The 24,980-nt window shown below is 67.3% G+C and carries 15 protein-coding genes; 12 read left to right on the forward strand and 3 right to left on the reverse strand.

Annotated features, from left to right (window positions below):
- Positions 1–201 precede the first annotated feature (201 nt).
- Together ACFVUS_RS10650 and speD are read left to right on the forward strand one after the other, a co-directional pair.
- The gene (locus ACFVUS_RS10650) at positions 202–1,263 is read left to right on the forward strand and encodes a type III PLP-dependent enzyme (RefSeq protein ID WP_387765485.1); all 1,062 of its coding nucleotides are present in this window, start codon (positions 202–204) and stop codon (positions 1,261–1,263) included.
- Positions 1,264–1,271: 8 nt separating this feature from the next.
- Positions 1,272–2,489 (forward strand): adenosylmethionine decarboxylase, encoded by a 1,218-nt coding sequence (speD, locus tag ACFVUS_RS10655; RefSeq protein WP_375954152.1) that lies wholly within the window; start codon positions 1,272–1,274, stop codon positions 2,487–2,489.
- Between the two features lie 88 nt (positions 2,490–2,577).
- Here the strand turns inward: speD and ACFVUS_RS10660 are convergent, their stop codons facing one another.
- Complete coding sequence (locus tag ACFVUS_RS10660) at positions 2,578–3,885, reverse strand: class I SAM-dependent methyltransferase (RefSeq protein ID WP_387763664.1); 1,308 nt, start codon at positions 3,883–3,885, stop codon at positions 2,578–2,580.
- An 85-nt stretch (positions 3,886–3,970) separates the two neighbouring features.
- Positions 3,971–4,582, reverse strand: a complete 612-nt coding sequence (locus ACFVUS_RS10665; protein ID WP_387763667.1) for a TetR/AcrR family transcriptional regulator — start codon at positions 4,580–4,582, stop codon at positions 3,971–3,973.
- Between the two features lie 98 nt (positions 4,583–4,680).
- On the opposite strand from ACFVUS_RS10665, the gene ACFVUS_RS10670 reads away from it, so the two are divergent.
- Positions 4,681–6,111: a DHA2 family efflux MFS transporter permease subunit gene (locus ACFVUS_RS10670; RefSeq protein ID WP_387763670.1), complete on the forward strand. Its 1,431-nt coding sequence runs from the start codon at positions 4,681–4,683 to the stop codon at positions 6,109–6,111.
- Here the strand turns inward: ACFVUS_RS10670 and ACFVUS_RS10675 are convergent.
- On the reverse strand, positions 6,071–6,976 hold the full coding sequence (locus tag ACFVUS_RS10675; RefSeq protein WP_387763673.1) for a sterol desaturase family protein: 906 nt from the start codon (positions 6,974–6,976) through the stop codon (positions 6,071–6,073). The genes ACFVUS_RS10670 and ACFVUS_RS10675 overlap by 41 nt on opposite strands.
- Positions 6,977–7,149: 173 nt before the next feature.
- On the opposite strand from ACFVUS_RS10675, the gene ACFVUS_RS10680 reads away from it, so the two are divergent.
- The 9 genes from ACFVUS_RS10680 to ACFVUS_RS10720 all read left to right on the forward strand — a co-directional run bounded on the left by ACFVUS_RS10680 (position 7,150) and on the right by ACFVUS_RS10720 (position 24,979).
- Positions 7,150–7,935, forward strand: coding sequence for a DUF1963 domain-containing protein (locus ACFVUS_RS10680; protein WP_387763676.1), 786 nt, complete (start codon positions 7,150–7,152; stop codon positions 7,933–7,935).
- A gap of 10 nt (positions 7,936–7,945) precedes the next feature.
- Entirely contained in the window at positions 7,946–8,164 is a 219-nt protein-coding gene (locus ACFVUS_RS10685) for a DUF397 domain-containing protein (RefSeq protein WP_387763679.1), read from the forward strand.
- A gap of 81 nt (positions 8,165–8,245) precedes the next feature.
- A complete protein-coding gene (locus tag ACFVUS_RS10690) occupies positions 8,246–9,229 on the forward strand; it encodes an aldo/keto reductase (protein ID WP_387763682.1) in 984 nt (327 codons plus the stop codon).
- Between the two features lie 124 nt (positions 9,230–9,353).
- A complete protein-coding gene (locus tag ACFVUS_RS10695) occupies positions 9,354–12,734 on the forward strand; it encodes a DUF4132 domain-containing protein (protein ID WP_387763685.1) in 3,381 nt (1,126 codons plus the stop codon).
- A gap of 34 nt (positions 12,735–12,768) precedes the next feature.
- Complete coding sequence (locus ACFVUS_RS10700; RefSeq protein ID WP_387763688.1) at positions 12,769–14,523, forward strand: hypothetical protein; 1,755 nt, start codon at positions 12,769–12,771, stop codon at positions 14,521–14,523.
- Positions 14,524–14,595: 72 nt separating this feature from the next.
- On the forward strand, positions 14,596–18,093 hold the full coding sequence (locus ACFVUS_RS10705) for a DUF4132 domain-containing protein (RefSeq protein WP_387763691.1): 3,498 nt from the start codon (positions 14,596–14,598) through the stop codon (positions 18,091–18,093).
- Between the two features lie 68 nt (positions 18,094–18,161).
- Positions 18,162–20,393: a DUF4132 domain-containing protein gene (locus tag ACFVUS_RS10710; protein WP_387763694.1), complete on the forward strand. Its 2,232-nt coding sequence runs from the start codon at positions 18,162–18,164 to the stop codon at positions 20,391–20,393.
- Between the two features lie 74 nt (positions 20,394–20,467).
- Positions 20,468–23,815: a DUF4132 domain-containing protein gene (locus tag ACFVUS_RS10715; RefSeq protein ID WP_387763697.1), complete on the forward strand. Its 3,348-nt coding sequence runs from the start codon at positions 20,468–20,470 to the stop codon at positions 23,813–23,815.
- A gap of 99 nt (positions 23,816–23,914) precedes the next feature.
- Positions 23,915–24,979 carry an AAA family ATPase gene (locus ACFVUS_RS10720; RefSeq protein ID WP_387765487.1) on the forward strand — a complete coding sequence of 355 codons (1,065 nt, stop codon included), beginning with the start codon at positions 23,915–23,917 and terminating at the stop codon, positions 24,977–24,979.
- The last annotated feature ends 1 nt before the right edge of the window (position 24,980 follow it).

The raw sequence follows: 24,980 nt of genomic DNA on the forward strand, positions 1-24,980 counted from the left end.
CTCGGGGCCGCCTTCGGGCGGCCTCGCGGCGTTAAGGTGACGTAGTCGTTGATCGCCAGTTCGTTTTCCGACGCCAAGCACTGCTATTCTCGCTGGCTGTTGCCCGAGGCCGTTTTGACGGCCCGAACAGTGGGGAGTTCCCTTAGATTGACCGTCTCAAACTCTCGCGAGTCACCCTGTCTCGTCGTCGACCTCGAGCTGGTGCGTGCCAACTACCGCGCCCTGCATGCCGCGCTACCCACCGCGCGAATTCGCTTCGCCGTCAAGGCGAGTCCCCTACCGGAGATCATCCGGCTCCTCAACGTAGAAGGCGCTGAGTTCGACGTAGCCAGCGTCGGGGAGATCGAGCTCTGCCTCGCGCAGGGGGTTGATCCGGCCGTCATGTGCTACGGCAATCCCATCAAGAAGGCAGCTCATATCGCCGCCGCGTTCGCCGCGGGCGTGCGCCGGTTCGCCTTCGATACCGAGGACGATCTCGAACGTATCGCCGAGCATGCGCCGGGATCCGAGGTCGAGTGCCGATTCCTCGCCTCCGCTCCGCAGTCGCAGACGCCGTTCGGGACCAAGTTCGGTTGTGCGCCCGAGGAAGCCGGGCAGTTGCTGGTGCGCGCGCACGATCTGGGCCTACGGGTCGGCGGGCCGTACTTCCACGTCGGTTCGCAGCAGCTGGATCCGATCGCCTGGCAGATCGGCATCGAACAGGCCGGAGCCATCGCGGAAGCGTTGGCGGTCAAGGACATTCCGGTCGCGGCGGTGAATATCGGTGGGGGACTGCCGATTTCGTACGCCGACGCGGCTCCCGGCGTGGCCGAGCTGGGCGCGGTGATCACCGCGGCCGCCGCCCGCCATCTCCCGGAACACATCGACCTCATCGTGGAACCCGGTCGCGCCCTTGTGGGTAACACCGGTGTGATTCACGCGGAGGTGGTGAATGTTCGCCAGGCGCCGGACGGGCGGCGCTGGATATACCTCGACATCGGCCGCTACAACGGCATGGCCGAAACCGAGAACGAGTACATCGCTTACCGTTTCCAGACCGATCGCGACGGCGATCCGGTGGCCGAGGCGGTGGTCGCGGGTCCGACCTGCGATGGCGACGATGTACTCTATCAGCGCACGCGGGTCCTTCTTCCGACCACGTTGCGAGCCGGTGATTCAGTGCGAATCCTCGAGACCGGCGCCTATACGGCGAGCTATTCGTCGGTGTCCTTCAACGGTTTTCCGCCTTTGACTGTTCATGTCACTGGCGCTGAGCGAGAGTGAGTTTAGCCATGACGGCAGAATTCACCGGCTGGCATGTGCTGGCCGAGTTCGGTGGTGTCGACGCGGCCCTCTGCGACGACCTCGAACGACTCGAAGCCGCACTTCGAAAATCACTGGTCGCCGCGGGGGTGACCATCTGTGATGTCGTGCGCAAGCAGTTCGAGCCGCAGGGTGTCACCATCCTGGCTCTACTCGCCGAGTCACACGCCTCGATCCACACCTACCCGGAATCCGGCGACATCTTCGTCGACGTATTCACCTGCGGCAGTATCGGTGCCGGGGCGACCAAGGCGGTTGAGCTGCTCCAGCAGGAGCTTTCGCCCGCGACGGTCAATATGGAGGTCATTCAGCGCGGGCATGCCTCGCGCCGGATCCACGAGCCGGTCGGCGACGGCCTGACCCGCGTGTGGAATATGACCGACGTGGTGGTGGACACCAATACCCCGTTCCAGCACATGGTGATCGCGCAGACCGAGCAGGGGCTGTCGCTGTTCTCCGACGATGATCGTCAGTCCACCGAGTTCTCCCAGCTCACCTATCACGAGGCCATGCTGGTCCCGGGGTACGCGCTGGCCGAGAAGCTGGACAAGGTGCTGATCATCGGTTCCGGTGAGGGCGTCGCGTCGCAGATGTCCGCCGCGGCGGGCGCATCGCTCGTCGATCACGTGGACATCGATCAGCTGGAGGTGGAGCTGTGCGCCAAGCACCTCCCCTACGGTTACTCCGAGGCGGATCTGGCCGAGGCGGTCGCGCAGACCGGGCCGATCAAGATGCATTACGCCGACGGCTGGGACTTCCTGGCCAAGGCCGAGGCCGACGGCGTGCGCTACGACATGATCTGTATCGATCTGCCGGATGAGCGGGTCGAGGACGCACAGCACAATCGCCTGTACGAGGATGATTTCCTGAACCGCTGCAAGGCGATTCTGGCCGAGGGCGGCGTGCTCGCGGCGCAGGCGGGCTGTCAGACCATGTGGCGCAATGAGACTCTCAAGCGTTCGTGGACTCGCTTCCACAATCTGTTCGAGACGGTCGTGCCGTATGTCAGTGATGAGCACGAGTGGACGTTCATCTTCGGTACGCCGAAGGCGATCGAGGATCCGGTCGCCAAGATGACCGCTACGCTGTCGACGCTGCCGTACAAGGCGGAGACCATCGACGAGCGGGCGATCGTGCGCGGTGCGATCGAGCCGCACGCGCTGCGTGTTGGCGCGACGGTCGGCTAGCGGGACCACGTTCGAGCCCGCCCGGATTCGTTCCGGGCGGGCTTTCGTGTTTTTCCGGGATATGCTGTGCCGCTTGCGTTTTGGTGACTCAGATCCAGGCGCGGCGGGTGGCGGGCATGGCGGTGCGGCCTTCCGGCGTGGGGACCACGCCCAGCACCTGGTGCAGGCCGAGGCCGCCGTCCTCGAAGCCCAGGGCGGAGGCGGCCATATAGAGCCGCCATACCCGGGCGCGGCCTTCGCTGGTGAGCGAAACCGCACGGGCCCAATCGGATTCGAGGTTGGCGACCCAGTTGCGCAGGGTCAGCGCGTAGTGCTCGCGTAAGGATTCGACGTCGCGGATTTCGAATCCGGCGCGTTCCATGGCCAGGATCGTCTCGCCCACATCCATGAGTTCGCCGTCGGGAAAGACGTAGCGGCCCACGAATCCCCGGGAGTTCATCACCGATCCGCCCGGTGAGGAAATGGCGTGATTGAGTAGCCTGCCCTCTGGTCGCAGCAGCGCGCGCAGCGTCGTGAAGTATTCGGCGGCGCGCTTACTGCCCACGTGTTCGAACATGCCGATCGAGGAGATGGCGTCGAACTCCTCGCCCCGCAGGTCGCGGTAATCCTGGAGCCGGATCTCCACGCGCGCGGACAACCCCGCGTCGGCGACGCGCTTACGCGCCAATTCGGCCTGCGCGGTGCTGATCGTGACGCCCACGACCTGTGCGCCGTAGGCCTCGGCCGCATGCATCGCCATTGCGCCCCAACCACATCCGACATCCAGCAGTCGCATTCCGGGCCGCGCGTCCAACCCCAGCTTGCGGCAGATCAGATCGTGTTTCGCACGCTGCGCGTCCACCAGCGAAACGGCTGGATCAGCGGCCTGATGCCCGTCATCGCCCGGCCCGGCGAACCGGGCACACGAGTAGGTCATGCTCGAGCCGAGCACCAATTCGTAGAACTCGTTCCCCACGTCATAGTGGTGACTGATGGCCGCCGCATCACGCCCCTTGGTATGCAACCCCGCCCGCACCGGCCGCGCCTCCTCCGGCGGCCGCGCCGGTCGCCGCCCCAGCGCCCCCACCCGCCGCGCCGCCCCCACCGCCTCCCATACGGCATCAACCCCGAGCCGAGCATCCCGAGGCGCGGTAGAACTCAACGCCCGCAACAGCACGAAGATATCCCCCTCCAAATCCACCGCCCCGGACACGAACGCCCGCCCCACCCCCAACTCCCCCGGTGCCCAAACCACATGCCGCAGCGCGTCTTTCGACCGCACCCGCATCACCCCCGCACACTCCCCCACCGGCTCGATAACACTCCCATCCCAGAATTCGAACCGCACCGGCGACCCCACCCCCACCGCCGCCCGCATCAAAGGTTCGAACGCTTCCGCAACAGTCCGATTGCCCATCGCACCACTATGGTCCGGTTTCTCCGTTTTTCGTGGCGAAGTCGCTCACGACCAGGCTTGGCGTGTCGCCGGGGGGCCGACGGAGCTACTCCGCGGCGAGGCGGCCCAACAGCGTACGCAGCTGGTCGCGATACCAGTTCTCGAATTCCGGTGAGCCGGGCCGGATTCCGCCGGGCCCCTGGGCGGCCTGCGGGAAGATGACCGGCGCGGAGACGATGGCCAACAACGCGGTCCGCAGGAATTCCGGATCGAGCTCGGCGGGGAATTCGCCGCGGTCCCGCGCGCGCCGCAGGTTGTCCAGATCGGTGTCGGCGGAGTCGATATTCAGCTCGGGGTCGCCACCGGTCAAACCGTGCCAGGCCATCAGGCGCGCGGCGCGCGGCTCGGCGAATCCGGCGGCCAGGTAGCGGTCGGCGACCTGTTTCAGCGGTAGCGCGGGATCGGTCATGGCGGCTTCGCGCTGCTGCCAGTTGCGCTGGATCTCGCGGTACAGGTTCTCTTTTCCGCCGAAGTAGTAGGCGATCAGCTGCTTGTTCACCCCGGCGCGCGCCGCGATGTCCTGAATCCGCGCGCCGTCGAAACCCTTCTCGGAGAACTCGTCCAGAGCGGCGCTCAGCAGGGCTTGCCGCGAACGTTCGGCATCGCGCCTGCGGTCCTGCGGGTCGGGTGAGCGCCGGGGGCGGGAGGTCGCCGTCATGGAGATGACTGTACGTGAAAGGTGATTCTAGTATCCCGATGGATGCATTAATCATCCGTTTGGTTGACACAATTGTACGGCAGGATGACACTTCCAGGGTGACAGTCTCCAAGCGGCGCAATGGCGCCACCTCGAAATCCGAACTTCCCGCACACGCCCGAAAAGCCGTGGTGGTCATCCTGATCGGCGCCATCCTGTCGCTGCTCGATGCCACCGTCGTCAATGTCGCTGTGAAATCGTTGTCGCTGAGCCTGAATAGCTCGCTCGCGGTCATCCAGTGGGTGGTTACCGCATACCTGCTGGCGCAGGCTGCCGTGCTGCCCGTAACCGGTTGGGCCGCAAGGCGGATGGGGGCGGCGCGGCTCTACCTCGGCGCACTGCTGATCTTCACGATCGCGTCGATCTGGTGCGGTTTGTCGGATACCGCCGGTGAGCTGATCGCCGCGCGGGTGGTGCAGGGAATCGGCGGCGGGGCGATGCTGCCCGCCGGGCAAATGGTGCTGGTGGCGGCCGCGGGATCGGAAGGCTTGGCGAAAGTCATGGCGGCCGTGGGCATTCCGATGGTGCTCACCCCGGTGGTGGGGCCGACGATCGGCGGGTTACTACTGGAGTACGCGGGCTGGCCATGGATTTTCTTGATCAATGTGCCGATCGGCGCGGCCGGGCTGGCGCTCGGCCTGTGGTTGCTGCCGCGTGCGGCATCGACGGATTCAGCTGGGCCACTGGACCTTCCGGGACTGATGCTCGCCTCGACCGGGATGGTCGGACTCACTTACGGGCTCACCGAGATCGGTGCGCACGGCATCGGCACCGTGCGGGTGCTCATCCCACTGACAGCGGGACTGGCCGCCATCGTCCTTTTCGCGACGCGTGCACTGCGGATTCCCCATCCACTGCTGGATCTGCGGCTGTATCGCGATGCGCTGTTCAGCTCGGCCGCGCTGACCACCTTCCTCATCGGCGCGGCTACTTTCGGCGCAATGGTGTTGCTGCCCTTGTACTTCCAGTCGGTTCGAGGCCAGGATCCGGCGCACACCGGGATGCTGCTGGCGCCGCAGGGATTGGGCGCGGCGGTCGCGATGGCGGCATCGAGTCGCATCTTCGATCGCATCGGCAGCATGATCTGCGTAATCGGCAGCATGATCGGGGTGGCGGCGACCGTGCCGTTCCTGCTGATCACCGATACCACGCCGTATTGGCTACTCGGTGTGTCGATGGTGATGCGCGGGGTGGGCATCGGCTTGGCGGCGATGCCCGCGATGACGGTCGCCCTTCGCGGGTTGAGCCCGAGTCAAATCAGTGATGCCACACCGCAGCTCAACATCATGCAGCGGCTGGGTGGTTCGATCGGGACCGCCGTGTTCGTGACGGTGCTCGGTGATCAGCTGCGGGACAGCGGCATTCAGTCGTCGGTGCAGGCCGCGGCCTTCGGTACCACGTTCGCCTGGGTGCTGGCCGCAGCCGTGTTCGCCATCGTGCCGACCATCGCTATGGCTCTACTCGAACGTCGCTCTCGGCTGCGCGTGTAGCGGCTCGTGGCTGCCAGCCGGGTGGGCCGAAGAGGTAGCCGGCGCGGTTGCGCCAGGTGGTGGCGGTGCGGACATCGGTTATGAGGGAACGGATTTCGTGGGTGTAGACCTTGAGGGGGTTGTGGGTGGAGATTTGGTGGGTGAGGCCGAAGTCGACTCGTTCGAGTTCGGGGGCGTAGGTGCCGAAGAGGCGGTCCCAGAGCATGAAGACGCCGCCGAAGTTCTTGTCGAGGTAGGGGTTGTTGGCGCCGTGGTGGACTCGGTGGTGGGAGGGAGTGTTGAAGAGGTATTCCAGGGGTGACCAGAGGCGGTTGACGCGTTCGGTGTGCAGGGGGACCTGGTAGAGGATGGTTACCGCTTTGGCGAGCAGGATGGAGTAGACGGGGACGCCGAGCAGGGCCATGGGGACGTACCAGAGCTGGCCGAGCAGGTCCATCGCGCCGACGAAGCCGAGGCGGTTGGCGGTGGTGAGGTTGAAGTGCTCGCTGGAGTGGTGGACGCTGTGCGTGGCCCAGAACAGCCGGACCCGGTGTGCGGTGCGGTGTTCCCAGTAGTAGGCCAGGTCGGCCATCATGATGACGATCAGCCAGCCGATGCCGCCGGGCTGCCAGTGCAGCGGGGTGATGGCGGCGGCGACCACGACCATGGCCGCACCGCCGAGCACCTCGGTGAATCGCAGGATGAAGCCGTTGGCCAGCCCGAGGGTCAGATTCGTGAGGGTGTCCTTGACCCCGTAGCCCCGCCGCTCCGGATGCCGCCCCCTGCGCCTGCTGATCAGGAACGCGCCGATGTCGACCACGAGCAGGACATAGATCGCCCATTCCGAATTCGTGGCCACCGTTTCTACGATGTACTCGAAGTCCATGTGCCAGAAGGTAAGCCGGGCCGCTACCGGCGCACATCACTCGGGAGAGCGAGCCGGGGGTAATACCAGCGGGTGATTCACCCCCGGGCGTAATCAGGGTGAACGCTGTCGCGAAGCCTAACCACCTCCGTGTATATCGGCAGGGTTGCTCAACCTTCCGGCAGGATGTCGGGGTGAGTGAGCTTGATATCTACGGCGAGATGCGACTGCGAATCCCCTCGGAACTGCATGCGGCGTTCGAACTTTCGATTCGGCAGGCATTGCGATTGCGCCACGCGGGCGAGGGTGATGCGGTGATCGGATACTTCGGGGGGCTGCCCGAGCTACCGGAGGGCGTCGACTGGCCCGGCGACGACGACGGACACTACGAGCATGTGGCGACCATCGATCTCGCCACGCTGCCGGGGTTGGATCTCAATCTTCCTGCCTCGGGGCGGATTTCGGTGTTCGGCGATATGCAGGGGTGGTCCGGGGCGTTCCGGTACTTTCCGGCGGACGCGGTGCTGCGGGAAGCTCCGCTACCACCGGATCTGCTCGAAGCAGACCGGATCATTCGGCGGGTTCCCATGACCTACGCGGTGGTGCCGACCATGCCTCCGCTCGAATGGCTGGAGGAGTACCTGTTCGACAACGGCGACTACGACGATGCGGCCTACGAACAGTTGCGGGCGTTCGGCGACGGCTTCAGCCGCTCCTGGTCGAAACATCAATTGGGCGGGTGGGCCGAGGAGATCCAAGGCAATCGCGATGACGGCATCCTGCCCGGCACCGCCGCCGAACGCCACTTCCACCCGGACCACCCACCGACCTCGGCCCAAATCCTGCTGACCCAGTTCGACACCGACCTCGATATCAGAATGGGCTGGGGCGACTACGGCATGCTCTACTGCTTCATAGATTCCAAAGCCCTTGCCGCCCAAGACTTCACGGACGTCCACGTCCATTGGGAATGCCACTGACCGCAGCCGCGTGGTCAGGTTGTGGTCAGAAGAATCTGCGGGCTTTGGAGGCAAGGGCGCCTCGAAAGAGTGTGTCGAGGTCGCGTTCCTCGGCGATGCGGTTGGTGTGCGAGACAGCAAGCGCCCGGCCGAGCCCGCGCTGGTGTTCGCGGCGGTGCAGTGGGATGTGTTCGTGACAGCGGTGGGGGCGGGGCGATTCGATTCGGCCGAGTCCGGCTCGGTGGGTTGACTTGGAGTGCGCTCCAGGTCGTAGGTTCGTTTTCGAGCGGGTTGCGGCCCGGATTCGAGCTTGATCGAGGAGGAGTTGGGCATGATCGGGACCAGGAAGCTCGGGGAACTGACGGTGGGGGCCGAGGGGCTCGGGTGCATGGGGATGAGTCAGGCGTATGGGGTGCGCGATAGTGACACCGAGTCGATCGCGACTATTCATCGGGCGCTGGAGCTGGGGGTGACCCTGCTTGATACGGCGAATGTGTATGGGCCCGAGACCAATGAGGAGTTGGTGGGGCGGGCTATCGCGGATCGCCGGGATCAGGTGGTGCTGGCCACCAAGTTCGGGATCGTGTGGGGTGAGGGTGGCTCGATGGGAGCGCGGGGGGATGCGGAGTATGTGAAGCAGAGTTGCGATGCTTCGCTGCGGCGGCTGGGGGTGGATTACATCGATCTGTACTACCAGCATCGGGTGGATCCGAATGTGCCGATCGAGGAGACCTGGGGCGCGCTGTCGGAGCTGGTGCAGGCGGGCAAGGTGCGGTACCTCGGGATTTCCGAGGCGTCGGCGGACACCATTCGCAAGGCGCACGCGGTGCATCCGGTGACCGCGCTGCAGAGTGAATGGTCGCTGTGGACTCGCGGTATCGAGGACGAGATCCTGCCCACCGCACGGGAATTGGGGATCGGCATCGTGCCGTTCTCGCCGCTGGGTCGCGGCTTCCTCACTGGCGCGATCACCTCCACCGAGGATCTGCCCGCCGATGACATGCGCCGCCGCCTCCCGCGGTTCGCCGACGGCAATCTCGACAGCAATCTCGCGATCGTCGCCGCACTGCGCGAGCTCGCCGAGGAAAAGGGCCTCACCGCAGGGCAATTGGCGCTCGCCTGGGTGCTGAACCAGGGCGCGGACGTGGTGCCGATTCCGGGCACCAAGCGCCGCACCTACCTGGAGCAGAATGTGGCCGCGGCCGAGATCAGCCTCACCCCGGAGGATGTGGCGCGCATCGAGGCCGCCGCCCCGGCGAGCGCCGTCGCCGGTGCCCGCTACCCGGAGGAATTGGCCCGCGCGGCCGGGAAATAACCGCGAAACCGGTGCGGTGGGCTCGGTTCGCAGTGGATCGAGCCCCCGACCGCCGCTCCCCCGAATCCCTGTCGGAGCCTCTGGTTACAGTCGCTGCGTCAAACGCTCCACGATTCGGGGGATTATGCTCGACTCCGCTTACACCGCCACCGCCGCCCACCTTGATGAGGACCACTGGGTGGTGCCGGATGAATGGTGGGCGCGGTCGCTGCCCGTGCGCGGCCACGGGCCACGGCGCGAGCCACTGCCGGTGTCGGCGACGGCGATCGCCGATCAGGCCGAAAGGCTTGCCGCCCATCAGGATTCGGTTCGCGATACCCTGGGAAACTCGCATCCGGATCCCGAGTTGGCGCGGGCCGGCGCGGCGGCGGTAGCCGACTTCGCGACCTGTTCTCCGCTCGGCGCGGCGGCATTGTCGCTCGCGCTCGAGATCGCGGAGTACGGCACACCCGCGGTCGCTGATGCCTGGGTGCTTCAGCACGGCCTGGTTTTCGCGGCCGAAGCCGCGGTCCTGCACGCCGGGCTGATCCGCGATGGCGAATGGGACCGGTCCAACAACACCTACCGCTATCGAATCAGCCGCGGCTCGTCCGGTGATCCGGGCAGGTCCGATGCTCCGGAGAACCTGCGCCGCGTACGCGCCCTGCTCGCGGACGCATCCGAACAGGATTACCGTGCGGCGGTGGCCGCGATCGACGCATTGCGTTCCGCGCCGGGTGGTTTGGCGATTCGCATTGCCGCGTCGTATCTGCTCCCCACCGAACAGCATTGGGTGCGAGCGGATCTGGACGAGCTCACAAACCACGTCCTCGACTACAACAGCCGTTTCCTGATCCTGATCGGATCCGTGCACGCCTACGCGGATTTCGAACGTCTCGTCGGCGCGTTCCCCGCCAGCGCGTTCATCTACAGCTCACAGCACGGACTCTGGGAAACCGCGCTGGCGCGTTTCGGTCCCGAATGCGCCGGTGCGATCGATCGAATGCTGCGCGACCGTGAGCTCAGCGGTGACTACGTGGCGAAACTGGCGGCCATTCTGGCCCGCTTCCCCACCGATGCGGCGTTCTCGGCGCTCGCATCGCGAATCGAGCAGCGCTTCATCCCACCGGCGCTGCTGGAAGCGTCGCTGCGCTATCCGCGGCGCGCGCTGCGCCTGCTGGGTCCGATCGCACCCAAATCCGGTATGGCCCGCCATATTCTGCGCACCCTGGCCGCGCTCCGCCCGGCACTGGGCGCCCAGCTCCCGGAGGGCACCGGGTTCCTCGATACCGATCGGCTGCGCACCGCCGCACCGGCCGAACTCCCCGAGGTGCTGCGCGCCCTGCCGTGGCGCGAGGCCCGGGCGAAATCCAAGACGGTCAGCTTTCCCGAACTGGCACAGTCGATTCCGCACGGGCTGGCCTGGCTTCCGGGCGAACAGGCCGAGTGGGCGGCCACGGAGGTCACGGTCTATCGCCCGTACCACACCGATTGGGCGGCCAGTCTCGCCCGCGCGGTGGTGCAGAATCACGGCGATCTGATGCGCATGCTCGCCCTCGCCCCCGAGGAGCTGGCCCGGCCCTATCTGGCCACGACCAAACTCGACCGGTATTACACGGTCGAGCACGCGCTGCGCCGCATTCTGGCCCGCTTCGGCATGGACGCCCTGCCGTTCGTACTGCGTGCGGTGCAACAGGATACGCAGGGACTGGCGTATCTGCTGGCCCCGATCACCGGTAGCGCGGTGACCCTGACGACGATCCGCAGGCTCGATGGGAAAAACTCCCGCCCGACCGCACTGGCCTGGCTGGATCGCAATCACACGACGGCGCTGCCGACGATCATCGGCACCGCACTGGGCAAACCGGGTAAGGATCGCCGCCATGCCGAGAACGCGCTGCGCCTGCTGGCCGAGCGGGGTCATCGTGACGCGGTGGACAGTGCCGCACTGGCTCTCGGCGATCGGGTGGCCGAGGCGATCACCGCCGTGCTGGAGGCGAATCCGCTGCACCAGTTGCCGCCGAGGATCCCGGTGACACCGGATTGGCTGGTGCCGGAACAGCTTCCCGCACTGGCACTGCGCAGCGACGGCGGTTCCGCGCCGCGCGATGCCGCCACCTTCTTCTCCGCGTCCGACGCCCTGCACGTGTGCACGATGCTCGCCATGTCCGGCGCGAATGGCGATTACGCGGGTGTGGCCCAGGTGGTCGCTGCCACCGATCCGGAGTCGCTGGCCGAATTCGCCTGGGGCGTCTTCGAAGCCTGGCGCTTCGCCGGATATCCCTCGAAGGATTCCTGGGCGCTGCACGCGCTGGGTCTGCTCGGCAATGACGAGACCGCCCGCAGGCTCGGCCCGATGATCCGCAATTGGCCGGGCCAATCCGCCCATGCCCGTGCGGTTTCCGGGCTCGACATCCTCACCGCGCTGGGCACCGATGTGGCGCTCATGCAGCTGCACGGCATTGCCGAGAAGGCGAAGTTCAAGGGGCTCAAGACCAAGGCGCAGGAGAAGATCGCCGAGGTCGCCGAGACCCTGGAGCTGACCCCGGAGCAGCTGGCGGATCGTCTGGTCCCGGACTTCGGCTTGGACGCACGCGGCACGCTCGCACTTGACTACGGTCCGCGCGGCTTCCTCATCGGCTTCGACGAACAGCTCAAACCCACTGTGTCCGATGCGATTCGGGATGCCGACGGGAGCTGGCAGGCCACCGCGCTGCGCAAATCGCTGCCCAAACCGGGTGTCAAGGACGACGCCGAACAGGCGACCGCGGCCTACAAATCCTTCGGCCTCTTGAAGAAGGAGGTGAAATCGGCTGCCGCCGACCAGATCCGGCGCTTCGAGCGCGCCATGGTGCTCGGCCGTCGCTGGACCGCCGAGGAGCATCATCGCCTGTTCGTGGCACACCCGCTGCTGTGGCATCTCACCCGCCGCCTGGTGTGGGCGACCTTCGGCGAAAACGACGCTGTCACCCGATCATTCCGCATCGCCGAAGACCGCACCCGCGCCGATTCCGCCGACGACCCGGTAACCCTCGCGGACGAGACCGTCGTGGGCCTGGCGCACCCTTTGCATCTGGGCGACGATCTCGGCGCGTGGGGCGAGGTGTTCGCCGATTACGAAATTCTGCAACCCTTCCCGCAGCTACAGCGCGAGACCTACGCCTTCGACGCGGACGAGGTCGACCGCGGCACCCTCCCCCGCTTCCAGGACCTGATCATCCCCACCGGAAAACTGCTGGGCCTGAGCCGTTTCGGCTGGGAGCGCGGTGCGCCCGCCGACGGCGGCGTGTCCTGCGAGGTCTTCCGCGTCCTCGGCGACAACCGCTCCATGGTCATCGATATGGAGCCGGGCATCATCGCCGGTGAGGCGATGGAGTTCGATCAGCAGAAGATCACCGTGCGGCTCGCCACCACCGGTCACGAAGACTATTGGGTGCGAAACGATTCCCCGCACGTGTTCGCCGACCTGTCGCCGATCACCGCCTCCGAGGTGCTGCGAGAGTTGAATGCCCTCGTCACCGGCTGATCACCACACCTGGACGCCTGGCAGGATTTCGGACATGTCGGACAATTTCACAGATCGGGGCGAAGCACTCGTCACCGCCGCAACCGCCGGGGATACCGAGTCCGTTCGTCGTCTGACCGAGGCCTTCGTCGCCGCAGGCCTGATCGATGAGGCCATTCCGTACTGGGAACGGGCCCGCTCCGACGCGTTCGCCGCCTACACCCTGGCGCGCTACCGCAAGATCCGCGGCGATCGCGCCGCGGCCGAGCGACTGTACCGCGAGGGCGCACAACGCGATCGCGGCTGCGCGTACGGTCTCGCGGTGCTGCTCCAGGAGGACCGCGATCCCGAAGCCGCCGAATGGTTCCGGCACGGTGCGAGCCTCGGCAGCCTCGACTGCAAGATCGAGGCCGGGAAAATCCTCGCGGCCCAGGGCAGGTTAACCGAGGCCGTGGAATTCCTCATGGCGGGTGCGGAGCTGGGCGATATCGCGGTCTTCCGCCCGGTGCGGCTCTTCGAGGGCTTGCGCGCGGATCTGGACGCGGCGGCCGCCGATCTCGCGGAGGCGAGCGACGCCGAGGAGGCCGCGGAGCCCCGGCACGCGCTCAACGAGATACGCGGTCGGTTGAAGGATTATCCGGGGCTGTTGCCCGAGTTCGAGCGGCACTACCGCCGCGCCGCGGAACTCGGCGATACCGCCGCCATGGCCGATCACGCCATCGCGCTCGACGAATGCGGGGAACCGTTCGAGCCCATCGGCGCACTGCTGCTGCGCGCCCGCGAACTCGGCTACGCGGGCGCGACGTATCTGCTCGGTTTGTTCGCGGAGAGCCGGGGTCTGCTCGCCGACGCCGAGCGCTGGTATCTCGAGGCCGCCGAGGCGGATCACGAATCGGCGCAATGGAATCTGGCCGTGCTCTGTCTGCGCCAGCGCCGCCTCGACGAGGCCTCGCACTGGTTCGGCCGGATCGACCCGGACGATCCGGATGTCCCCGGCAAGCTCGCGGCCATCGAGCAGATGTGCGGTCAGGATCATTCGGATCGACTCGATGCCTTCGCACGGCTGCCCGAATGGCTCAGCCGCGCCGAATCGGGCGATACCGCCGCCGGTTACGAATACGGATCCACGCTGTGGGCGTGGGGCGGGGCCGCCGCCCGGCATATGGTGCGCTGGGTCCGCCCGGCCGCCGAGGCGGGCAATGCCCTCGCCGCCGAGACGCTGTCGAAGATGTACGACCAACTCACCGAACCGGCTCAGCGTGATCACTGGCAGCGCAGAGCCGCGGAGTTGGGCGACGCCGATTGCGCGGTGTCCATGGGACTGCTGTCCGAACACCACCACGATTGGCAGGAAGCCGAACGCTGGTACGAGCGCGCGGTTCCCGGCAGCGGTGGTCTGGCCCACATGTTCGCGGGCAAGCTCAAAGCCCAGCGTGGCGCGTACGCCGAGGCGGAACCTCTACTGCTGCACGCCTATCGGGCCGGCGCCGACCGCGAATACGCGCTCGAGGCCACCGCCTACTACGGCTATGTCCTGCACCGGCTGGGCCGCTCCGCCGAAGCCGCGCCGCTGCTGCGCACGGCTGCGGACCGGTGGCGCGAGGTCGCACGGCGCTACACACGCGATGACCTCGCAATCCTTTCGCGCACACCCGATTTCGCCGCGTTGGCCGAGGACGCGGAATACGCGGCCAAGGCGAACGCCGGGGCCAACGCCACAGCATGCACGGCCGAGCCCACCTCGGACGACATCACATCGATCTCGGCGGGCCAGACCGCCGGTCTCGTTGTGCGCGAATCCGATTCCTGACAGTTCGATCCGAACACCGACTACCTATCGCAGCGCGGTCGACGCGCTGTTCGAAGCCATTCCGGGGGAACCGTGAGTACCATTCGACGCAACGACGAGAACGCCTGGATCGTGCCGGGCGAATGGCAGGACCGGGCCGCGCCGTATCGCGGTCACGGCGGTATCGCGCCAATCACCCTGGATCCGAAAGCACCTGCTGCCCTGCGGAAGTGGATTAGCAACGAGGACGTTGCCAAAGCCGTCGAGGCGACCGCTATCAGCCGGAGCACGGACCTGGCCGATGCCGCGCGGGCCGCGCTCGCCGAACCGGAGAGCGCGACCCCGCTCGGCCGCGCGGTACTCGGTGGTCTGGCCGCCTACCTCGCCGATAAGACGGATCCCAGGGCGAAGACCCTGCACCGCCTACTCGACGCGTGGATCGGCGAGTACGGGGTCGTCGTGGCGGCCGAGACCGCGGTGCTCTGGGCCGGAATCGCGTTCGCCAGTACGAAGGTCAATCGCGAGTACCAGCCCGCCGCCGCGCGCATCGAGCCGGACGGGCCGTTCACCGATGCGGCCATGCAGCTGCTGTCGCGCTTGCGGGTACACCTGTGCATGGTGCCGGGTGACGAATACGCCGCGGTATTCGAACGTCTCGGCCGCTGCCGCGATGGAGCAACCCTGTCGGTGCGCGGCGCGACCTCGTATCTGATTCCGTCCCAGCGGGATTGGCTCGCACACGATCTGCACTCGATCAGCCGCCACGATTTCATCTGGTATTGGTTCCTACACCCCCTCGCGGTCGGGGCCGACACCCCGCCGGAGCCACTGCCGTCGGGCTTCTACATCGGCACCTTCACCGGCAAGGTCGAGGCGATGCGCGCCCTCGTGCACACCGGCCCCGCCGCCGCCGAATTCCTCGCGGGCGCACTGGACGCCTACTACCTCCCCACCGACGATCAACGCCAACTGGGCGCGATGCTGGCCCAATTACCCACGGACACGGCATATTCCGCCCTACTTGAGCGCGCCGACCGCCCGGTCCTGCGCGCCGCCCTGCTCGAGGCCACCTTGCGCTTCCCGAATCGCGCCTACCGGCTGCTCACCGCGACATCCCCGCGAACTCCACTCGCTGACGCGTTGCTCCGACAGTTGGCGCTCGTATACCCCCACACGGCAGCGGCCACCGGCCACGAGTCGCGCGCTGTTTCCGAGCTCGCAAGTGGTGCTCCCACACCGATCACCGTTGGGGCAGTAGCCTCCGGAAAACGCGGCGCGCCCGGCGGTCTCGCCGGGGCGTCCTCACCCCCTATCAACTCGGCAACGCCCGTCCCGGGAGGCGGTGTCGACGCGCCGATAGGCCGGTCGGTCATTGACGCCGTAGTAGAGGTGGACTCCGACGGGGAAGGGAGCGGGTGCGCCGCCATGTCGGACCTGCCGGAGCTGCTCCGCACGCCGCCGTGGGAACGCGGAGGCAGCGCGGCAACGCCTTTCGTGCTGAAGCGGGCACCCGCTGCGATCCCCGCCGCCATGGCCTGGCTGCCCGGTGAGCAGCAGGAGTGGGCGACGCTGCCCGCACCGCATTTCGAGCCGCACGAGGGGTGGGCGGGCGCGCTGGCGAAGGTGGTGTCCGGCGAGGGTCGGCCGCGGTACAACCCGATCGACATCTTCGCGCTGGCACCGCTGGAGCTCGTGACTCCGCACCTGGATATCCTGCGCGCACACTGCTATTCGGGCTGGACCGACCTCATGCGACGGGTGCTGGGACGTTTCGGCGATGACATCGCCCCGGCGATGGTCGAGGCCGTACAGCGGTACCCCTATGACAATGCGGGTGTGCTGATGCCGGTCACCGGTACCGCCGTCACCACTCTCATGACCCCGCTCTACAGTTCCAAGCGCGGCCGGGCGACCGCCCAGGCCTGGTTCGAACGGCATCTTGCCGTCGCGGCACCGGATCTGGTCGTCGGCGCGCTCGGCAAGCCGGGTAAGGCCCGCGTGCTGGCCTGGAATGTGCTGCGCGCATTCGACAATGCCGGAAACCGGGAGATATTCCTTTCGGCGGCAGCAGATTTGGGCAGGGATGCCGCATCGGCGTTCGAGGCCGAACTGTCCACCGACCCGCTCCTGCACCTGCCACCGGAACTCCCGCCCACCGCCGCCTGGCTTACGCCCAGCGCACTGCCGCCGATCGTGCTGCGCGAGAGCGGGACCGCGTTGCCGCCGCAGGCGGTGCACACGGTCTGCACCATGCTGGCGCTGTGCTCACCCGATGGCGATTACGCCGGGATCACCCGGTTCACCGCCATGGCGGAGCCGGATTCCCGCGCGCGCTTCGCCTGGGGGTTGTTCGAAACCTGGCAACTGGCAGGGTATCCCCCGGCACAGGGCTGGATCATGCACGCGCTCGGACGCTGGGGCGACGATGACATCGCCCGGGCGCTGACACCGTATATCCGCGCCTGGCCGGGCGAGAACGGGCACGCCCGCGCCGTCGCCGGACTCGAGGTGCTGGCCGCCATCGGCAGCGGACTCGCGCTGCGGCAGCTCAGCGGCATTGCCGAAACGGTGAAGTTCAAGGGTATTCGGGCGAAGGCGCAGGCGAAGATCGCACAGCTCGCCGCAGAACAGGGCATATCCGCCGATGAGCTCGCCGATCGGCTGATGCCCGAGCTCGGGATCGCCGCCGACGGCACGCTACGACTGGACTACGGCACCCGGGAATTCCGGATCGGCGTCGATGAACAGTTGCGGCCCTTGATCTTCGACGCACAGGGCAGATCCCTGAAGACACTGTCCAAGCCCGGCGTCAAGGACGATCCGGTACTCGCCGCGGCCGCGTACAAGCGGTTCGCCGACTTCCGGAAGGAGCTCAAAGCCGTCGCCGCCGAACAGATCCAGCGGCTCGAACGCGCCATGATCGAGAGCCGCCGCTGGACCGTGACAGCGCATCGTGAGCTCTTCGTCGACCATCACCTGACCACCCAGCTGGCCCGCCGTCTGGTCTGGCTCGCGATCGACGGCGATGCGACGCTGACCTTCCGAATCGCCGAGGACGGCAGTTTCGCCGACGCCCAGGACAACCCTGTGACGCTCGCGACCGATGCCGCCGTGGGCATCGCACATCCACTGCACCTGGCCGACACACTGCCGCACTGGGCCGAACGATTCTCCGATTACGAACTACTGCAACCGTTCCCACAGCTGGCCCGGCCCGCGTACCGGCTCACCGATGCCGAGCGCGCGGCCACGCGCATCGAACGATTCACCGACCGCGTGGTGCATCCGGCCAAACTGCTCGGCATGACCAGATTCGGCTGGTATCGCCAGGAACCGCAGGATGCCGGGCACTCCTGGTTCATCGCCCGCCCGGTTCCGGGTGGCCGGTCGGCCGCGATCCTGCTCGATCCCGGCCTGTCCTCACTCGGCCTGCAATATCAACCGGACCAGCGCATCGTCGAGGTGGTGATCGCACCGCCGGGAGCCGAAAAAGCCGATTGGCCCGGGGCTCCCGCACGCCACCGCCCAGCGGATCTGGACCCCGTCACCGCCTCGGAACTGCTGCGGGAGCTGGATATTCTCACCGCGTAGAGGCTGGCACCATACGAGAACCCGCACCGCGCGAGCGGTGCGCAGTACGAAACCCGGGGAGGGACAGCATGAGTGAATTGCGACGCGCCGATGAGGACGCCTGGTCGGTGCCGCACGAAGGGATCTGCGCGGTCGAGGAACTGCCGGACTTCCTTCGAACCCCGCCGTGGGAACGCGATACGCGAGCCACCGAGCCGATCACGATTCGCGGCCTACGCTCCACCCGCCCGCTCGAGGTGAGCTGGGAGCCGGGCGAACGGGAACGCTGGCTGGCCAAACCGGCGCGAGGGGACGACCGGGGTGCGGAATGGCCCGCCTATGTCGACAGGGTGCTGGGCAATCCGAATTCGCTCGGCTGGCCCCGCGGGCATATCTTCGCCGACGCACCGCAGGATCTGGTCGGACCGCGTGTCTCGGGGCTGCGCGCCGCCGATATCGGCACGAATGTCGCTGTGGCACAGCGCGTTCTGGCCCGGTACGGTGCGGTCGTCGCCGACCGGGTGGTCGAGGCGGCAATGATATATCCGGCCCTGCTCGTCGATGCGCTACAGCCGCTCAGTGGAGCCGATATCACCGATGCCATGGTTCGACTGCTGGCCGTCCGCAAACACCGCGAGGTCGCACTGGGCTGGCTGCGCCGCCATATCGATACGGCGGCAACCGATCTGGTGGCCGGGGCGCTCGATAAGCCCGGCAAGCAGCGCACCCTCACCTGGCAGGCGGTGCATATGCTGGCCGGAATCGGTTATCGCGCAACGCTGCTGACCGCCGCCGCGCACCTCGGGGATCGGGCGGCGGCCGGGTTCGAGGCCGAGCTGTCGGCGGATCCGCTGTCCCGATTGCCTTCTCGCATACCTGTTCTTCCGGCGTGGCTGCTGCCATCCGCCCTGCCCGCCCCGGTCCTGTCCGGCAACCGTCGCGCCTTACCCACCGAGGCGGTCGCCGCGGTCTGCGTCATGCTCGCCATGCACGGCCCGAACGGTCACTACCCGGGCGCGGTACGGGTCCGCGAGATCACCGACCCGTACACGCGCGCCGATTTCGCGTGGGCGCTCCTGGAAGCCTGGCGCGGCGTCGGCTATCCGGCCGCCGATGGCTGGATTCTGCACGCGCTCGGCCTGTTCGGCAATGACGACACCGCGCGCCGCCTCACCCCGCTCATTCGGGCCTGGCCGGGTGAGTCCGCGCATCAGCGCGCGGTGAACGGCCTCGACGTACTGGCCGCCATCGGCACCGATTTCGCGCTCATGCAGCTCAACGGCATTGCCGAGAAGGTGAAGTTCAAGGGCATCCGGACCCGGGCGCAGGAGAAGATCCAGCAGATCGCCGAGGCCCGCGACCTGACCGCCGAACAACTCGCCGACCGCCTGGTCCCACGCCTCGGACTCGCCGATGACGGGACATTGCGACTGGACTACGGCCCGCGCGCATTCCTGATCGCCTTCGACGAGACGCTCACGCCGATCGTCAGCGATGCCGACGGCACCCGCCGCAAAAGCCTGCCCAAGCCCGGCGCGAAGGATGACGCGGAGGCGGGCGCGCACGCCTACAAGGCGTTCACCACGCTCAAGAAGGACGTCAAAACTGTTGCTCGCGAACAGCTTCGGCGCATGGAGTACGCCATGGTGCGGGGCCGCCGCTGGACGATCGCCGAACACCGGCAACTCTTCATCGACCACCCCCTGCTCTGGCATCTCACCCGGCGACTGGTGTGGGCGGCCTTCGACGCCGAAGGCGCGATCACCCGGGCGTTCCGCATCGCCGAGGATCGCACCCTCGCCGATCTCCGGGACGAGCACTTCGCCCCGGCCGACGACCTGCGCCTGGGCATAGCCCACCCGCTGCACCTGACCGCTGACCTCCCCGCATGGAACGAACTGTTCGCCGATTACGAACTCCTGCAACCCTTCCCACAACTAGCCCGCGACACCTACGCCCTCACCGACGCCGAGCGCACCGCCACCGACCTCACCCGCTTCGCCGGAATCAAGGTGCCGCCCACCGCCGTCCAGGGCCTGACCGCGCACGGCTGGGAACGCCAGTCACCACAGGACGCGGGCAACTCCCACTGCTTCTACCGCCCGGTGTCCGAGGACTATTCGGTCGTCGTCGACATCGATCCCGGCTTGAGCGCGGGTATGCCACCCGCCGACCACGACCCCCAGGAACTCCCCCACGTCCACGTCGGCACCCGCGGTCACGAAGACCGACTGCACTATTCGAAGCCCCACCCGTTCAGCGTTCTCGATCCGATAGCGATCTCGGAAATGCTCCGCGATCTGGTCCGGCTCACCAGCTAGACAGCCGGCGCGGGGCGGCTGTCGGCGGGTGTGTTTACAGTCGATCTCGAATCAGCTCGAAGGGATGGGAATTCATGGCAGAGGCACCGGGTCGCGACGGCGGGGAGGCCGTGGCGGCCGAGGATCGGTTCGCGCCGCCGGAGGCACTGCGCAAGCTGGTGCGAATCCGGCGCGGCGGCCTGTCGACGCCCGAGCATCGCGATATCGATATGCCCGGGGTGACAGCAAAGGCCCGCGCGCTGACGGTCGAATCCTATGAAGCGGCCCTGCTTCGGCTCGAATCCCGTGATCCCGCTTTCGCGGCGAATCGTACGGCGCACCACATCGGGAATCTACTCACCGCGGCGGCTACCGGCCACGACGCCACCGGATTCGACACGGCCACCTGGGAGTTGACCACCGAACTCGCCGGCGCGCTGATCGCCACCCGGGCCGAGCGGTCCGTGCGGCCGACGCCCAAGGAACGGCGCATCGCCGGCGAGGAGGTGACCGCGCTGCTGGACTACTGGTTCGAGGTCCGCGGCATCGAGTTCGCGGCCGAAGCCCTGATGCGCGCGGTGACCGCACCGCTGTGGCGCAAACCGAACTCGTGGTCGGACGGTGCTCTCGAGACGCTGCGCGGCACCCTCGCGCCGCTGCGCACGCGGTTGGCCGATCACGCCGAACTCGAAGGCGTCATCGCGGTGCTGGAGCGGTTCCGCACACTGAACCGGCACGCGCGCGTCATCGCCGCGTATGTACTTCCGTCCCAGCACGAGTGGGTCGCGACCGCGATCGACGAGGTGGCCGCCGCCGACCGCGCGCAGGCCCATGCCCGACTGCTGGTCGACGCGGCGCATACGCCGGATCAACTGCGGCAGTTGGACAAGGTATTCAGCAGCCACTGGTATCCGTGGCCCGGCGCGGCGGTCGATTCGGCGAGCGCGGCGATGACGGTCGTCGACGGCGTGGGTTTCGAGGTGCTGCCGGTACTGCTGGAGTGGCTCGAACACCCGGAGGTACCGGCGAGCACGCTCAAAGGTCCGGTGGCCCAGGCGATTGCCACGATTCCCACCGATGCCGCGTTCAGCGCTCTGGCCGAGCGCGCCGACCGCCCCGCCGCACTGCACGCGATCAGGCAGGCCGCCGAATGGTTCCCCCGGCGCGCGCTGCGACTGCTCGACGCGCACCGCAATGCCGATATCCTGCGCGAACTGGTGCACCGGTCGCCTGCTCTCGCAGCGGAGCTGTTGCCGCAGTTACCTACGCAGACAGCCGAATTGGTCTCCACCGAATTGGCATCGGTTGCCGCCGCCACGGCGAACGATCAACATGTCGACATACCGGCGATCCTGACCACGCCACCGTGGCAGCGCACCCGGCCCGCACCGGTCGTCATCGCGGGTTTGACCGCGCCCGACACCGTGCGCTGCGCCTGGCTGCCGGGTGAGCACGCGCAGTGGCTGGCGGCCGAGGAGATCACCTCGCCGGACAACCTCCGCAAGGAACTGCGGCAACTGCGACCGTCGGCGCTGAGCCCGTGGGATCTGTACATCCTGCTCAATGCCGAACCCGACTACGTACGCCCGCTACTGGCCACGGCCCGAATGAGTTACACCTGGCATGACGATGACACCCTGCGTGTCCTGATCGCCCGCTACGAGACGGACGCTTATCCCCTGGTGCTGGATATCGCGCGCCGGTCGGCCCGCGATATCGGCGAAGTGCTCCTGCCGTTCGAGTCGGCGGCGGCCGTGGAACTGGCCGTCCAGTGGCTGGAACGGCGTACGCTGCGCCCCCTGGCGCTCGGCTACCTCGGCAGGCACGCCGAATTCGCTTCGCGCGCACTGATCCCCGACGCACTGTCCAAGGGTATGAAGGCGCGGCGGGTAGCCGGGCGCACGCTGCGACTGCTCGCCGAACTCGGGCACGGCGAGGCCATTCGCACCGCCGCCGCGACGTACGGTGCGAAGGTCACCGCCGGTGTCGAAGCGGTATTGGCCACCGATCCCGTGGAGGTGCTGCCCGCGCGCCTGCCCGTACTGCCCGACTGGGTGAATATCGCCGTGCTGCCGCCCATTTCGGCGGGCGCGTGCACCGCGCTACCGCTCGACGCGATGCGCAATCTGCTCACCATGCTGCTGCTGTCGACCCCCGGCGCGCCGTACGCCGGGATCGAGGTGGTCAAGAATTCGTGCGATGCCGGATCCCTCGCCGAATTCGCCTGGGCGGTCTACCGGCAGTGGTGGCAGGCGGGCGCTCCCACCAAGCACTACTGGGTGTACGAGGCGCTGGGCGGACTCGGTGATGACACGACCGTGGAACAGCTGCTCGCGGATGTACGCAGACAGTCGGATCCGCGCGCGCTGCCCGCCCTGGACACGTTCGTCGCAATCGGCTCGGACGCGGCGCTGCTGGCGTTGCGGGCGATCGGCGAGAAGGGCAAGTCCGCGCGGGTACGCGAAGCGGCGCAAAGCCGGATCACCGAGATCGCCGACCGCCTGGGACTGACACCGGATCAATTGGCGGACCGACTGGTTCCCGACCTGGGTTTGCGCGCCGACGGCACCGTCGAATTGGACTTCGGCCCGCGCCGGTTCGTCATCGGATTCGATGAGCAGTTGCGCCCCACGCTCACCACCGGCGACGGCAAAACGATCAAGACACTGCCCAAGGCCGGTGTCAACGACGATGCGGAGCGAGCCGAGCAGGCGCACAAGACCTTCCGGAAAATCAAGAAGGATGCCCGCGCGCTGGCGGCGGATCAGATCGCCCGATTGGAACGCGCCATGGTGACGCAGCGGCGATTCACCGTCGCCGAACTACGTGAGCTGTTCATCGCGCACCCGCTGCGCTGGCATATCACCCGGCGCGTCGTATGGGGCGTGTACCAGGACGGGATGCCGATATCGACCTTCCGGATCGCGGAGGATCGCAGTTTCGCCGATCACGTCGACGAGGCGGTGACGATCGCCGAGGACGCGATACTCGGTGTCGCTCATCCTCTGCACTTCGCGGACGACAACCGGGCGTGGGCCGAGGTGTTCGCCGATTACGAACTACTGCAACCGTTTCCGCAGCTGTCCAGGGAGACCTACACCCTGCCCGAGGCACTGCGCGGGGTGTCCGCGATTCCCGGCGACGGCACGAAGGTCGACGGCACCCGATTCCTCGGGCTCACCGCGCGCGGCTGGTCGCAGCCGCAGGTCGGCGATGGCGGCCACCTCTACGATTTCGAGAAACCGCTCCCCGGTGAGCGTTTCCTCCAGGTCCTGACATCGCCCGGCATCGCCAGCTGGGATCCGCGCGGTGATCAGACCTTCGACGTCCGCCTCTACCGGAGAGGACGCGGCGGGGTCGAACCCACCTTCGGCGAACTGGACCCGGTCACCGCATCGGAGATGCTGCGCGATCTCGCCTGGCTGCGGCACGCCGCCGGATAGTTCCGGACCACCCGCCGTTATCACACCTTCCGGACCGGCTCGATACAGTCGGGCCGATCGCCATACGCACCAGGGGACATAGTGACCAGCACCGAACATATGCAGCGCCCGCCCGCCGAACTGCGCTGGGCGCGGGATCTGGAGCGGCTGCGCGCGGCCGATACCGCACCCAAGCCGCCCGGGTGGGCGCTGAGCGTGGACGCGGCCAAGCGGTTCATCGTCGGGGATGCCGAGCTGGGGATCGCCAATAAGTTCGTCGGTGACGCCTCTCTGGTGGATCGGGCGCTGGTGAGCCTGGCCACCACGCGCGGGCTGCTGCTCACCGGTGAGCCGGGCACCGCGAAATCGCTGCTGTCGGAATTGCTTTCGGCGGCGATATCGGGTGACTCCACCCTGACCATTCAGGGTGGCGCGGCCACCACCGAGGATCAGATCCGGTACGGCTGGAATTACGCGCTGCTGGTGTCCGAGGGGCCATCGGAGCGGTCCATCGTGCCCGCACCCATGCTGCGGGGTATGCGCGACGGCAAGGTGGTGCGATTCGAAGAGATCACCCGCTGCCCGCTCGAGGTGCAGGACTCGATTCTCTCGTTGCTCTCGGATCGGGTGCTGGCGGTACCGGAACTCGGCGAGATGGTCTATGCCACAGCGGGTTTCAATGTGATCGCGACCGCGAACACCCGAGATCGCGGAGTGAACGATATGAGCGCGGCACTCAAGCGGCGGTTCAATTTCGAAACCGTCTTCCCCATCGGCGATTTCGCGGCCGAACTGGCGCTGGTCGAGGCCGAGGCCGAGACGCTGCTGCGCAAGTCCGGGGTGCCGCAGGCTCCGCCGCGCGACGTGCTGGAGGTGCTGGTCACCGCGTTCCGCGAATTACGCACCGGGGCAACCGATTCGGGGACACCGCTGGATCGAATGTCCTCGGTGATGAGTACCGCCGAGGCGGTGTCGGTGGCGCACGCGGTCGGACTGCGCGGCTGGTATCTGCGCGGGGAGGCCGGGGACGGCGCGGATATCGTGCACTGCCTGGCCGGTACCGCCGCCAAGGATGATCCCGACGATCTGGCGCGGCTGCGCCGCTATCTGGAGCAGCAGGCCCCGCGCAAATCCGGTCCCGCGTGGAAGGCGCTGCACGACGCCCGATTCCAGCTGCCGGGCTGAC

The sequence above is a fragment of the Nocardia sp. NPDC058058 genome (assembly GCF_042885355.1).
Taxonomy (GTDB): domain Bacteria; phylum Actinomycetota; class Actinomycetes; order Mycobacteriales; family Mycobacteriaceae; genus Nocardia.